The organism is Legionella nigrisilvae (assembly GCF_977063395.2).
In genome coordinates, this window is sequence record NZ_CDRUGZ020000024.1 from 60141 (window position 1) to 72180 (window position 12040).

Here is a 12040-nt window from a genome sequence, read left to right on the forward strand (position 1 = left end):
TTTTTCAAGGTATATTTCTTTTATGGGGGATATGCCTTTACTCTTTCTTCAATTGTTTTCTCAAATAGATCCGATCATGTCCTTCTAGGTATTTGTTAATTGTTCCTAAATGCTGATAGCCTTGTTTTAAATAAAACCCTTCTGCCTGAAAAGAAAAAGTATCTAATGTTGATGCTGGAATCCCTCGTTTAATTGCTTCGACTTCAACGTTGCGTAATATCTCAGCACCAATACCAAGACCACGGTATTCTTCATTAACCCAGAGGACATCAACGTATATTGAGCTTTTATGAGCATATACAATAGCACCGCCAATAATAGTACCTTCGTTATCTTTCACATAGATTGAGTAACGCTCTGGTTTGGTTCCCGTAAAAGGAGCATTAAAATTTACTATCCCATCACGAATAATTTTATCTTGCTGTTCTAGTAGCTTGGGGTCTATAACAAGCTCTAGTTGGTAATTTGCGGCTTGATTCATGAGTTATATCTTCTAAAATTAGTTTGAATACAATAAATCATCGATAACTTCCATAGTAATTTCGGGTAGTTTTTGCGTTTGATCAATACTCTCTTGAATGGTTATAAGCGCTTTTTTAATGTCATCAGGTAACATCTCAGATGGTGCATTGTCGCCTGGCCAAGAAGCATCTCGAGTCGCTTTATCTGGCCAACGAGAATAGGCAAGCCACATACCATCGTTAGTTTTATGCAGGCAAGAACCTAACGCTCCGCGATATTGCACAAAATAGGAAGCGACCTGATGCCAGGCCTTTTGATACTCCATCTCAAGCCCAGGCTTAATAAAGGCTCGGTAAATAACAGCAAAACATTTTTTTGAAAGTCGTTTAAATTGTTCTAGTGCTTCTTCAGGTGTTAAATCTTGGTTCCCTAAAACCTCTTCTGCTTTGAATATGTTTATCCTTTTGGGAATTGAAAACTGGGAAGTAAAGTACATCTGATCAAGGCCTATTCCAAAAGCACAATGCTTATAACCGAGAACACGAAAGTAATTAATTGGTTGCTGGTTCTTATTAGCTAAGACGTAGTTTCTGAATTTGGGATTATAAAACCCATAAGTCATGTAATAATGAATACCTTGGCTTTCAAGATAGTGAACGATGTGAACCAAATTTTGGTGCAGTTTTTCAGGTGAATAAAGTTCAGTATACATCCCAGCTTTTTCAAACGTTGAGTGCTCATTCTCTGGATAAGGAGGATTCAGCGCCACAAAATCACCAGGTGTCGCGATCGAAATCACGTCCATAAAATCACCACTTCTGAATGAAACTTGATTTACATTAAGAAGGTTAGATACTCGGTCAATCTCACACAAGAACATTTCCAACGACAAATTTGCATGTTCAAGAAATCGATTGGCGTTTTTTCCTTCAAATAATTCACCTTCGCGATAGATAATATTCAGTTCTTTATCATAAAAAAGAATTCCTCCCCATGAATGATTGATGATAAAGGGGAGCAATAATGGTTTTTCCTCATCAGTTGTCTGGTTGTAATTCTCAATCACTTTAAGGAAAAAATCTTTCTTCGATAGGGAAACATCATATTTTTCTATTAACGCAGCATAAGAGGTTTTAACAAGCGTAGGATTGTCTCTAATTAATTGAAGTATATTAATCAGAACTTTATTGCTGTCATTGACAATATATTCTTCTGCAAGGCCAACCTCCATTGCAGCCAAGCTCCAAGAAGCAGAACCTGAAAAAGGCTCAATAGCTTTCTTGTATTTTTGGCCTTTATTATTCGCCAATAATACAGAGAAATGTTCATTCAACCAGCTGGTATCAGGGGACATATGTCCTGTTAAATCTGGAAGAGTGAGGTACCTATTTCCGAGGTAGTGGAGTGGTCCCCCATGATTTTGATTTAATTGAATAGTATTTGGGCTCATAATAACCACTATGCAGTAAATATAACTATGAAGCGGCACATCTTAACATGAAACAAACAATTTTTTTATTCTCTTGAATAAAATGACTATTGACCCTCACGTTGCGTGATAGCTTAGAATCATCAATTAAGGAGATGATGCTTATGAAATATTATCAAATTAAAGAAATCAGCCAAATGACCTCTCTTTCAATTCGGTCATTGCAATACTATGATGAAGTAGGTTTGTTAAAACCAACAAAGCGCTCTGATTCTGGCTATCGTTTGTATTCTGAAACTGATTTACTTATTTTACAACAAATTATCACCTTAAAATTCCTTGGATTCTCTTTATCTACTATTAAAGAAATCCTTGCGAATCCAAACTTTAATCTGGCCGCATCAATGAGCCTTCAAGCCCGCGAATTGAGTGAAAAGGCTAATAAAATAAATGAAGCAGCCTCTTTGTTAACGTATATTGCCAGTCAACTGGAAATAAACCAGCCAATCAATTGGCAAAGTAGTGCAAAAATTATTGAAATATTGGAGTTAAATACTATGAGCGATGCTGTATTAAAAAAATATCAATCCGTTAATGAATCAGAGTTAGGTAAAAAATCAGACTATGATTCCACCTATAATCCCAATCGACTCTATCCTATTCCCAGAGCAGGTAAGCGACAAGAAATTGGCATTGATCCTGCCCCCATCCTCCTTTTGTGGGTTTTGACTGCTGGAATCATTATGAAGTCTCTTGGCTCAACGAAAAAGGTAAACCGATGGTTGGGATTGGTGAAATTTTTTATGATTGTAACTCGCCCAAACTCATCGAATCCAAGTCATTAAAACTTTATTTTAATTCATTCAATAATACCAAAATAAAAAGTATTAGTGAGTTAGAAAATACAATAAAAAATGATTTAGAAGCACGTATAGAAGCTCCAGTTTCAGTTAAAATTTATCTTTTGGAACAAGCAAAACACTACGCTGTATCACAAATACCGAAAGGTGAGTGCATTGACCATCTCGATGTTGAATGCTCTGTCTATTTGGTTGAGCCATCATTTCTTAGTGTTCAAAACGAGTTAGTGGAAGAAAGATTGTATTCTAACCTATTAAAATCAAATTGCTTGGTGACTAATCAACCCGATTGGGGAAGCATACAAATTGCGTATAAAGGAAAAAAGATTAATCAAGAAGGCTTATTAAAATACCTTGTTTCCTTTAGAAATCATAACGAGTTTCATGAACAATGTATTGAACGGATTTTTGTGGATATTATGAACTGTTGCAAACCGGAAATATTATCAATCTATGGACGTTATACTCGGCGAGGAGGATTGGATATTAACCCCTATCGCTCCACAGAAAATAGTCCTTTTGGTAGAGAAAATATCCGGTTGGTCCGTCAATAATAGCGCTTTATTGTTCTATCCAAGCTCTTAATTTTCCAGCAAATCGGCCTTGTCGACACAGTGTTATTGATGCGATGGGGTCGATGCTTTTAATTAGGCGATACTCGCCCAACACCGCATGTATAGCCCAACATTGTTCAATAATTGCAATGATCTCAAGCAAATGCGCAGAGGACTCTATCGAGAGCCAGTTTTTAAAACAATCCTCCTGTAATTTCTTATATTGACTGCTTGGTAGTTTTAAATGTTCTGTTGCACGATACAAACAATTAACGAATGAGAAAAAAGGATGAGTAATAACAACTTCCCCTAAATCAATCAGCGTGGTTTGATGAGTATTGAGATTCACTAAGATATTTTTATCATGAAAATCGGCATGGCCAAAAGTATCAGGCACTTTGAAACTGGCTAATTGGTCACAAAGAATTTGTAATTTACTCTCTAAATTTTTTAATTGTTTTAATTCTTTTTGAGTTAATCCATCGCCAATTAATAACTCTTCTTCATTCATTAATTGGTTATAAAGTCTTGGCAATTGTTGCAGGCGCCAATCAGGGACGCCTAAATCAAGAAGGAGGTTTATTTTATCTGCTGAGTCTATCTGCAGCTTTGTGTAATGATGAATGGCATCAATTAAAAGGTTAGGTCTAAATTCCTGTTTAAAGACATCATGTAAAGGAATGCCAGCATCTTGCATTAAAAAACAGTTTAGTTCCTGATTATGAGCCAAGATTTGCGGAACAGGAGCATTGAATTGTTGCTGCAATAGCTGAATGACGTTGGTTTCTAATGACAATGCAGAAGGAACCTTCTTCAAATAAACCAATCCAAAGTTCGTTTGAAAGCGACACACTTCTGACCAAGCTGTATCGAGAATTATTTCGGGCTTGGTGGGTTCAATTTGAAATCCTAAATTGTTTAAGGCACTAAGTGCCCATTCTATGTGAGGATTCTTCATGATAGTTTCCTATGATCCTCGATCACTTCATGAATTGTGCGCAATGCTCTTTTTGCTTCAAAATTCATCTCTGTTTGTTGATTCACAAGGTACATCATTGATTTCCATAAAGCCCAGGCACGTCCTCGTTCCCAAGTCTTTGAGTCAAGTTCTAGTGTTTCTAAAAAAATGCTCCGACTTTTTCCTTCAAATAGTGTCCAGGCAATAGCAAGATCGCAAGCAGGATCGCCGATTGCGAGTTGGCCAAAATCGATAACCGCACTTAATTTTCCTTGAGAAAGCAATAAATTGCCAACACTCACATCACCATGGACCCATACTGGTGGATTTTGCCATGAGGTGGAGAGTGCTTTTTCCCAAACTTGTGTTGCAGAATGAAAATCTATATTGTCCTTCAAATTTTCGATGGCTTTGTGTGTCTCTGAATCATAAACTGCTAAATCACCACCACGATAAAAACTCTGGGGCCCAGCAAGAGGACCGCCTATTGAATTGATGCTCTGGAGCGCTTTAAGAAATAGAGCTAAATCATGTGCAAATTCAGGTAAATCATTAATGGGAGTAACCGCTGCTGTTTCTCCAGGAAGCCAATGATTAATGGACCACTTCCAAGGATACAGGGTACTGGGTTTTCCCATCGCAAGCGGTGCGGGTATCGGAAGAGGAAGATGTGGGGCCAATTGGGGTAACCATGCTTGCTCTTTTTCCACTTGTCCTGCGTATTCGGCGCTGCTTGGCATACGAATGAGCATTTCTGTACCTAGGTGAAAGGTTCTATTGTCCCAACCGCTATTGTTTACAGCTTGAATAGGCAGATGACTCCACTGTGGAAATTGCTGAGCAATGAGCTCGCGCACTAAGCTTTCAGTAATATTCATGGGTTGTGTATTTGTCATTGGTACACCATAAAATCGATATTCTACTTCATCAAGCAACTTGCCTGATTCACTTGTTTTGATGTATTCATCTTGAATGATGCCACCCATTTTTTCGGCAAGTTTGCGACTTGGGATATTATGTCTTACAACTGGATATTTTAGATAATCATAAACAAGATTAGTTTCAGCCCATGTTTTTAATAAATTAATTGTTTCAAAACCATAGTGAAATCCATGAGCACTTTTCTTTAACCAAATACCTAATTCGGGTGTTTTCGTATTCGCTTGGTGCAGGCAGGCATATCCTAAAAAAGCTTGGTTTTCTTCGTTTAAAATGACTAATGCGATTTCAGTGCCTTCCTGCATTTTGATTTGTTGTTCAGAAATATGCTGGTTAATTTCTTCTTGAGTTTTCGGAGCACTTGGCCACATATGTTCTGTAATTTCAGCGGTAAATTCTTTGCACAACTCTTCGGCATAGTTTAGTGAAATAGGGATTAACTGAAGTCGTTCGGATTTCAGGGCGAGATGCAGATAGTTGGGCATAGAATATTTACTCATAGAAATTGTTAGCAATGTTTTGCTTGTTATCTTATCAATCAGTGTACTCTCAAGTGAATGCTTGGAAGAAAAAAATACTGCTATTTTTCCCAAAATTAATTTTTCTGTTAGATTAGAATAATAATCCTATACTCAATACTCACGTAGTTCTACGTATTGATGCATCTTATGGTCTATTTGTATAATTATTACATCATTTAGTTTTAGGAGATAGTAAGAATGAATCAACCTCAACGAATTTTTATTGTTGGTCATCATGGTGCGGGTAAAGGATTATTAGCAAAGTCTGTGTCTCAATCATTAGGGTGGCGATTTGTCGATGCGGATTTGGGGTTAGAGTTCCATGTTGGACGACATGTGTGGGAAATACTTGGAGGCCCTGGGAGTGATGCTTTTTATGAATGTCAGTTTGATATATTAACTTCCCTTTGCACCCAAGAGCATATCATTGTGACAACGGATTCCAGCGTTGTTTTGTCATTAAAAAATCGTCAGTTATTGCACGATGAAATGACTGTATTTTTGGATGTGAGTACTCCGGTCCAAATCGATCGTACTGCACGCAATACTACAAGTTTATTGCCTATACCAAGTTTGAGCGATTTTTTTGAGCAACTACATGATGAGCGAGATAATTTATATAAAGAGGTTGCTACACTCACTATGCATGGTGATGATGGGAAATTAGAGGAGCATACACGTTGTATTGTGACGGCTGTGGTGGGGAATGAAGAAATGTTACCCCAAAAAAACCTAACATCAATTTTGGAGAAAAAAGATTTTACTTTATACCATAAGGAATTTCACACGAAAGTTGAGCTAACTGAACAACAAGCCATATACCTGAAGTTGTTGGCACAAGGAAAAACAGCTAAAGAAATTGCGCGTGAAACTCATGTTTCTTACAGAACAGTTGAAGGAATGATTGCTAAATTGATGGAGTCCTTAGGATGTTCTTCCAGTAAAGAACTAATTGCTTTATTTCATGAACAACCATGATTCTAAATGCATTCGATTGGCTTAGCTAATAAATAACTTTTTCGCGTTATTGGCATCAATCGTTCAATGGCGTAGCGCAGCATGGTTCTTGGCATTCGATAAGCATGGCTATCTAAAAATTCGATGAGGATAGCTTGGTTACGTTTTCCTACTTCTCGTAACATCCAGCCTACGGCCTTATGAATTAAATCATGATCGTCGCATAGCAGTTTTTCTGCAAGTTTAAGAGTGCAATCAAAATGATTATTTCGAATAAAATACCAAGTGGCGACAATGGCGATACGTTTTTCCCAAAGGTTAGTGCTTTCTGCAAGGGTGAAGAGGAGTGTTTTGTCCTTATCTAATAAATGCGCCCCAACAATCCAATGGGCTGAAGCGTCAACCAAATTCCAGTTATTAATCTGATTGATATGAGTTAAATAAAATTGAAAAATCGTTTGCTTGAGGTCTATATCTCCTTTTTGATAATGAGTTACTAACATTAATAGCGCTAATAAGCGTTCTTCATTAATAGATGAATACAACAACTCTTGTAACAAAGAAAAGGGTAATACGGTTTGATAACGTTTGGCGACTTTTCTTAATTCAGGGACGCTTACACCTATAAATTGGTCATGCTCTGCATAATCTCCCGGCCCCGTTTTATAATAGATTGTTTTTGGCTGCGAATAAGGCTTTTTAAGTAACTCGAGCTCGCTTCTAAGTGTTTTGAGTGACTCCATCATTTCGGTTTTATTTAGAGTTGTTGTCATAGTTAATATCTTATGTTAGTTATTTTATGCCTATGTATACTGCACTTTCATGAGGCGTTTTATAGAGCTCAAAATCAGTGAGGTAGATTCTTTCGTATTTTGGCTTTTCATTAAAATAGCTCCAAATAGTTTGCCAGGCATTAATGATTGCTGAGGGATTAGGCCCAATTGCTTTAAAAACCAGATAGTTGCCCGCGTTTATAGTGACTCTATCCAAGTGCGTAGCTTTGGATTCATTCACAATTCCTATCCCAGCAGTAACTGTATAGTACCCTGATGAGTCGGACTCATAATGGTGATACACGCCATAAACGGGGCTATCTTGTTGTGTTTTGATTTTTGAATCAAGAAATTGCTCCCAAAGATGAGGTATTCGTGCAGTTTTGGGATTAAAATCCTCTTCATTTTTTGTTCTTACACTCATTCCAGTTACTTTAAATTCTTGAATCTGGGTCAATTGGGGTATAATAACAGTCATATAAGGCTCCAAAGTAGAAGTTTTTAATTAATATAAGCCTGCATGGCATTGGCAATGATGCGTTTATCCGCTTCACTGATTTTTAATAGGCCAAAACGAAATGGGTATCCCCAATTCTTGGTATTTTTTGTCAATTCGAGCGATTCAATAAGCGTGTGTATCGAAACATCAATCTTTTTATTGGCCCAAAGTACATTTCGTCGAAATGGATGAAAACCATTACCCATATCCACTTGATAGGGCTCACCTGGTAGAACGATTCTAATTGCCGTAAATGCTTGCAGTTTTTCAATGCCTTTAAAGTGCAGCGTCGGCGAGTAATAAATGATGCAATCGTCCGCTTTTATTCTCTTTAGAGGTGCAAGTTTACCGTAGCAAACTTGCATAAACCCTCCTTCCACTCCAATTTGCACGTGGGACGCGCAGGCGACAGCCAGCCAGTTTTGGTTCATGATCCGTTCTTTGAAAAAAAGCGAATTCGATGACCATCTGGGTCGCAGGTTACAAACGTATAACCAAAATCCATCGGTGTTGGTTCTTGTATCATTTTAAAATTCTTAGTTTGATAATTTCTAAAAAGTTCATCAACGGCTTGCTCATCGGGAACCAAAATAGCGAGTTCGCTACCGCCACCTAATGCAGTTGGTGCAGGTAACGCAGAATTTTGAGACCATAATCCCAATCGCAAACCGGATTTTAATAAAAACATGGCGTAATCAGGCTCAGTGTGGATAGGCTGAGCATTGAGCAATTCTGAGTAAAAATGAGTACTGTTTTCTATATTGCTCACATAAAATAGAACTAAATTGGGGTCGAATGTCATGATTTTTCCTGTTTTTTATTTCGCTAAATTCATTGGAGAATATAAAACATACGGATGACAGTTTTTGTCAGCATCATTCAATAGGATTGGGGAATGTTATGTAGGGTGCGCCACTTCTTTAAAAGGGATTGTCGGCGTTCGGAATATTTTTGTTCTTTAATGGATAATTGAATAATTCTATCGGTTCTGAAGTGACGGAAGTCCTGCCTTAGTTCACACCAACCCACCATGAGATGCACTTCATCAAAAAAGCCGAGCGCGATAGGCCAGAGTATTCGTGTCGAATGATTGTTTTGGAGATCTTGATATTCTAATTCGATTTTTCGTTCTAAACGTATCGCTTTGCGAATGAGAATAAGATCACTATCTTTACTTTCGGCACATTTTCCTGGGGGAACTAAGAGTCCTGAAGTTTCTAGTTGGTGTTTTAATTCAGTAGGAAGGACTGCTGAAATTTTTGCAAGCACATTTTGAGCTGCGATTTTAAGTTGAGTATCCGCTCGTTGTGCAACCCAACTTGACCCTAGCACCATTGCCTCAATTTCATCATCTGAAAACATCAAAGGAGGCAACATAAAACCAGATTTAAGCACATAACCAACACCGGGCTCACCTTCAATGGGCGCGCCTAAGGATTGTAAGGTTATTATATCTCGGTACAGAGTGCGTAGGCTTACGCCTAATTCTTCTGAAAGTTTTTTGCCACTCACGGGTAATCGGTGACGTCGTAATAATTGAATTAAATCAAACAAACGTTCAGTTCGGGACAAGATACTGCTGCCAAATTATGCCAGTAGTATATCATGAATACTTATAGAACTAATAAGCTGCTTATTATGATTATTTCTAATAGTAACTTAATTTTTGGGACTAATGGATGCCTTCAAGAAGTGCTTTAAAACCACCTGCTATCGGACTAGGTTGATTGGGATAATAGGCCTTGTAGGCCTGGCGATCCACACTGAGCATAAACTGGTTAGATGCGAGTATATTCCAAAATAGCCGGATCTGTTTGGCAACAATGAATGCATTTAACAGTTGTTTTTCTGTCGCTAATCCTAGCCAATTTTCGAAGCAAGCATCTTGAAATTTCAGGTAGGTTGAATCACCTTCTGTTACTCCATGGTGAGTAATCGATTGTTCTAAACAGGTCTGTAACGAAAAAAATGGATGAAGGATAGCGGTCTCGCCCCAATCAACAAAAGTCATTCTTTTAGTAATTGGATCAAGAAGAACATTTTTATCATGAAAATCGTGATAACCAATGGTTTCAGGAATCTTAAAGCTTGCTAATAATTTGCACTGTGCTGAAAATTTCGGGCTTAGGGCGTGTAGTGTTTGTAATTCTTTATCGGTGAGTCCCTCTGCTTTTAAAAAAGTAGTTTGCTTTAAGATGTGATCATAAAGAAAGGGTAATTGATTTAATCGCCAATCGGGTACACCAAGTTTGAGAAACGTAGCGATACACTCTTCAGATCTGCGTTGAATTGTGGCATATTGTTTTATTGCTTGGCATAATAGCTCTGGCTTGAAGTTGGTTTTAAGCGTTTGACGCAAAGAAATACCCGCATCCCTCATTAGAAAACAATGTAAATCCTCATTAATTTCAATTATATCGGGCACATTGGCATGGAATTGGGATGACAATACTCGAATGATTTTGGGCTCATTAGATAGAAAAAAAGATGGTGGTGTTTGTTTTAAATAAAAATTCTCTGTTGATGTTGCAAATCGGATCACATGAGACCACGGTGTTGACAATACAATTTCTGGCGAGCGCTCTATTGAGTAGCCATTAGAAACCAGGTAATCGGTTCCCCATTTGAAAAGTGGTAGTAGATTATTCATTTTTGGAAGTTAAAATGCATAAAAAATGACGAGAAAAATATAAGTCTTACTTAACATAAAAAACTTCCCTTTAAATAGTTACCCAGAGAATATTATACATAAAAAAGCGAGTCTCAATAGAATAGTAAAAGCAGGATAAAATAATGGAACAGCAAGATGATTTACCTATATCCGGGGTATAAACAAAAGGATAATGGATTAATTCTTAGTTTGCTTATTCAACCCGGCGCCAAATGCAATCAAGTAGTAGGTGCTGTTGGAGGGGAACTCAAGATAAAAATCGCGGCACCTTCTATTGAAGATAAAGCCAACATGGAATTAGTGCGATACCTGTCTGTCTTATTCAAAGTCCCTAAAAGTCAAATTTAAATAAAGAGAGGCCTTCAGTCTCGACACAAGATCATTGAAGTCATTGGTTGTGGTGTTGATGCTCTCCAGTGGTGTAAAATTTAAAGAATGATTTTAAATAATGAGCCTAAATGCTGGATACAACAATAATTGAGAGCAATTGGCGCTCTCGTGGCTTTAGTTTTGAGCTTTGGGAAGATCCCCCAGGTCAAATTTGGAAGGATTTTAACCATGGGCAATAAAACGTTAAAACCTGCTATTGGAGAAGAAGTATTGATTCCAGCAGGAGTAGATCATACGGTTCAAACCAGTTCCACCACAGGGAGCCGTTGGTATTATGGTTACAAAGTAAGAAGGTAAGGAAATGACACAAAAGAAAATATCATTAGAAAATGATGCTGTTCTGCAATTCATTGTTGATGAATTAATATCTTTACATCATTGCCATACAATTATTTTATATGGCTCGCGCGCACGAGGAGACTTCACAGTAACCAGTGATTATGATGTTGCAGGGATTAGGGAAAAAGGAGATAAGCAACGAATTGCACGCTTTGATGAAGCACATCAAGTTTATCATGATATTTTTGTTTATCCAGAGAATGCTTTTGATTCAATTTCTGATGAACATTTATGTATGTCAGATGGCATCGTTGTTGTTGAAAAAGCTTATTTTGGCACAGAGTTATTAAAAAAACTCTCTGCTTTTTTAATATTGCCTGAGTCCCTCCCTCCTGATGAAATTACAGCACGTAGAGTGTGGTATCAAAAAATGCTGGCAAGGGCGTATACTAGAGATTTAGAAGGGAAATATCGCCATATTTGGTCAATCTTCACAATTCTAGAGGATTATTTTGTATTCAAAGAATTGCGTTATCAAGGTCCAAAAAAAGCATTCAAGTATTTAGAAACACACGATCCAGAGACTTTATCATTATTTGATGAGGCCATAACGAATATCGATAATTTGAATGCCTTAAATAGGCTAATTACAAGAGTTATAAAGAGTGACAAAACGTAGGATAATTATGCCAGAATTAGATATTGAAATTATCAAAGATAATCCAGAGTATTTCTTGTGAAAAGGCAT

Annotated in this window: 14 protein-coding genes and 2 pseudogenes; 6 read left to right on the forward strand and 10 right to left on the reverse strand. The window is 37.4% G+C overall.

Annotation, left to right across the window (positions count from 1 at the left end; all coding sequences use genetic code 11):
- Positions 1-37: 37 nt before the first annotated feature.
- Positions 38-481, reverse strand: coding sequence for a GNAT family N-acetyltransferase (locus ACWTE2_RS16805; protein ID WP_014845044.1), 444 nt, complete (start codon positions 479-481; stop codon positions 38-40).
- An 18-nt stretch (positions 482-499) separates the two neighbouring features.
- The gene (locus tag ACWTE2_RS16810; protein WP_019350465.1) at positions 500-1912 is read right to left on the reverse strand and encodes a DNA adenine methylase; all 1413 of its coding nucleotides are present in this window, start codon (positions 1910-1912) and stop codon (positions 500-502) included.
- A 176-nt stretch (positions 1913-2088) separates the two neighbouring features.
- Here ACWTE2_RS16810 and ACWTE2_RS16815 point away from each other — a divergent pair.
- Positions 2089-2208 (forward strand): annotated as a pseudogene (locus tag ACWTE2_RS16815) (MerR family DNA-binding transcriptional regulator); the annotation flags it as partial.
- A 240-nt stretch (positions 2209-2448) separates the two neighbouring features.
- Positions 2449-3305: pseudogene (gene queF / locus ACWTE2_RS16820) on the forward strand (NADPH-dependent 7-cyano-7-deazaguanine reductase QueF).
- Between the two features lie 7 nt (positions 3306-3312).
- Here queF and ACWTE2_RS16825 read toward each other — a convergent pair.
- Together ACWTE2_RS16825 and ACWTE2_RS16830 are read right to left on the reverse strand one after the other, a co-directional pair.
- A complete protein-coding gene (locus tag ACWTE2_RS16825; RefSeq protein ID WP_014845048.1) occupies positions 3313-4263 on the reverse strand; it encodes an aminoglycoside phosphotransferase family protein in 951 nt (316 codons plus the stop codon).
- Entirely contained in the window at positions 4260-5687 is a 1428-nt protein-coding gene (locus ACWTE2_RS16830) for a GNAT family N-acetyltransferase (RefSeq protein WP_019350464.1), read from the reverse strand. Before ACWTE2_RS16830 ends, ACWTE2_RS16825 begins: the two co-directional genes overlap by 4 nt.
- 234 nt (positions 5688-5921) lie before the next feature.
- Between ACWTE2_RS16830 and ACWTE2_RS16835 the strand changes: the two genes are divergently transcribed.
- Positions 5922-6701 carry a shikimate kinase gene (locus ACWTE2_RS16835; protein ID WP_014845050.1) on the forward strand — a complete coding sequence of 260 codons (780 nt, stop codon included), beginning with the start codon at positions 5922-5924 and terminating at the stop codon, positions 6699-6701.
- 2 nt (positions 6702-6703) lie between these two features.
- Here the strand turns inward: ACWTE2_RS16835 and ACWTE2_RS16840 are convergent, their stop codons facing one another.
- The 6 genes from ACWTE2_RS16840 to ACWTE2_RS16865 form a co-directional block, all read right to left on the reverse strand.
- Positions 6704-7453, reverse strand: coding sequence for a DNA alkylation repair protein (locus ACWTE2_RS16840; protein WP_014845051.1), 750 nt, complete (start codon positions 7451-7453; stop codon positions 6704-6706).
- Between the two features lie 19 nt (positions 7454-7472).
- Positions 7473-7931, reverse strand: a complete 459-nt coding sequence (locus ACWTE2_RS16845) for a GyrI-like domain-containing protein (protein ID WP_014845052.1) — start codon at positions 7929-7931, stop codon at positions 7473-7475.
- 23 nt (positions 7932-7954) lie between these two features.
- Positions 7955-8383 carry an EVE domain-containing protein gene (locus tag ACWTE2_RS16850; RefSeq protein WP_014845053.1) on the reverse strand — a complete coding sequence of 143 codons (429 nt, stop codon included), beginning with the start codon at positions 8381-8383 and terminating at the stop codon, positions 7955-7957.
- Positions 8380-8754, reverse strand: coding sequence for a VOC family protein (locus ACWTE2_RS16855; protein WP_014845054.1), 375 nt, complete (start codon positions 8752-8754; stop codon positions 8380-8382). The genes ACWTE2_RS16850 and ACWTE2_RS16855 overlap by 4 nt, the downstream gene beginning before the upstream one ends.
- 77 nt (positions 8755-8831) lie before the next feature.
- The gene (locus tag ACWTE2_RS16860; RefSeq protein ID WP_014845055.1) at positions 8832-9524 is read right to left on the reverse strand and encodes a helix-turn-helix transcriptional regulator; all 693 of its coding nucleotides are present in this window, start codon (positions 9522-9524) and stop codon (positions 8832-8834) included.
- 100 nt (positions 9525-9624) lie between these two features.
- Positions 9625-10602, reverse strand: a complete 978-nt coding sequence (locus ACWTE2_RS16865) for an aminoglycoside phosphotransferase family protein (protein ID WP_014845056.1) — start codon at positions 10600-10602, stop codon at positions 9625-9627.
- A gap of 156 nt (positions 10603-10758) precedes the next feature.
- Here ACWTE2_RS16865 and ACWTE2_RS16870 point away from each other — a divergent pair, with 156 nt between their 5' ends.
- From ACWTE2_RS16870 to ACWTE2_RS16880, 3 genes are all read left to right on the forward strand, one after another.
- A complete protein-coding gene (locus ACWTE2_RS16870; RefSeq protein ID WP_014845057.1) occupies positions 10759-10971 on the forward strand; it encodes a DUF167 domain-containing protein in 213 nt (70 codons plus the stop codon).
- 210 nt (positions 10972-11181) lie between these two features.
- Positions 11182-11310: a hypothetical protein gene (locus tag ACWTE2_RS16875; protein WP_255464427.1), complete on the forward strand. Its 129-nt coding sequence runs from the start codon at positions 11182-11184 to the stop codon at positions 11308-11310.
- A 4-nt stretch (positions 11311-11314) separates the two neighbouring features.
- Positions 11315-11971, forward strand: a complete 657-nt coding sequence (locus tag ACWTE2_RS16880; RefSeq protein WP_014845058.1) for a nucleotidyltransferase domain-containing protein — start codon at positions 11315-11317, stop codon at positions 11969-11971.
- Positions 11972-12040: the final 69 nt, after the last annotated feature.

Bases quoted from the DNA above. Each gene is read 5' to 3' on its own strand.
- ACWTE2_RS16810 (WP_019350465.1), bottom strand. From the start codon at position 1,912: ATGAGCCCAAATACTATTCAATTAAATCAAAATCATGGGGGACCACTC.
- ACWTE2_RS16830 (WP_019350464.1), bottom strand. From the start codon at position 5,687: ATGCCCAACTATCTGCATCTCGCCCTGAAATCCGAACGACTTCAGTTA.
- ACWTE2_RS16850 (WP_014845053.1), bottom strand. From the start codon at position 8,383: ATGAACCAAAACTGGCTGGCTGTCGCCTGCGCGTCCCACGTGCAAATT.
- ACWTE2_RS16835 (WP_014845050.1), top strand. From the start codon at position 5,922: ATGAATCAACCTCAACGAATTTTTATTGTTGGTCATCATGGTGCGGGT.
- ACWTE2_RS16840 (WP_014845051.1), bottom strand. From the start codon at position 7,453: ATGACAACAACTCTAAATAAAACCGAAATGATGGAGTCACTCAAAACA.
- ACWTE2_RS16855 (WP_014845054.1), bottom strand. From the start codon at position 8,754: ATGACATTCGACCCCAATTTAGTTCTATTTTATGTGAGCAATATAGAA.
- ACWTE2_RS16825 (WP_014845048.1), bottom strand. From the start codon at position 4,263: ATGAAGAATCCTCACATAGAATGGGCACTTAGTGCCTTAAACAATTTA.
- ACWTE2_RS16805 (WP_014845044.1), bottom strand. From the start codon at position 481: ATGAATCAAGCCGCAAATTACCAACTAGAGCTTGTTATAGACCCCAAG.
- ACWTE2_RS16870 (WP_014845057.1), top strand. From the start codon at position 10,759: ATGATTTACCTATATCCGGGGTATAAACAAAAGGATAATGGATTAATT.
- ACWTE2_RS16875 (WP_255464427.1), top strand. From the start codon at position 11,182: ATGGGCAATAAAACGTTAAAACCTGCTATTGGAGAAGAAGTATTGATT.
- ACWTE2_RS16865 (WP_014845056.1), bottom strand. From the start codon at position 10,602: ATGAATAATCTACTACCACTTTTCAAATGGGGAACCGATTACCTGGTT.
- ACWTE2_RS16880 (WP_014845058.1), top strand. From the start codon at position 11,315: ATGACACAAAAGAAAATATCATTAGAAAATGATGCTGTTCTGCAATTC.
- ACWTE2_RS16845 (WP_014845052.1), bottom strand. From the start codon at position 7,931: ATGACTGTTATTATACCCCAATTGACCCAGATTCAAGAATTTAAAGTA.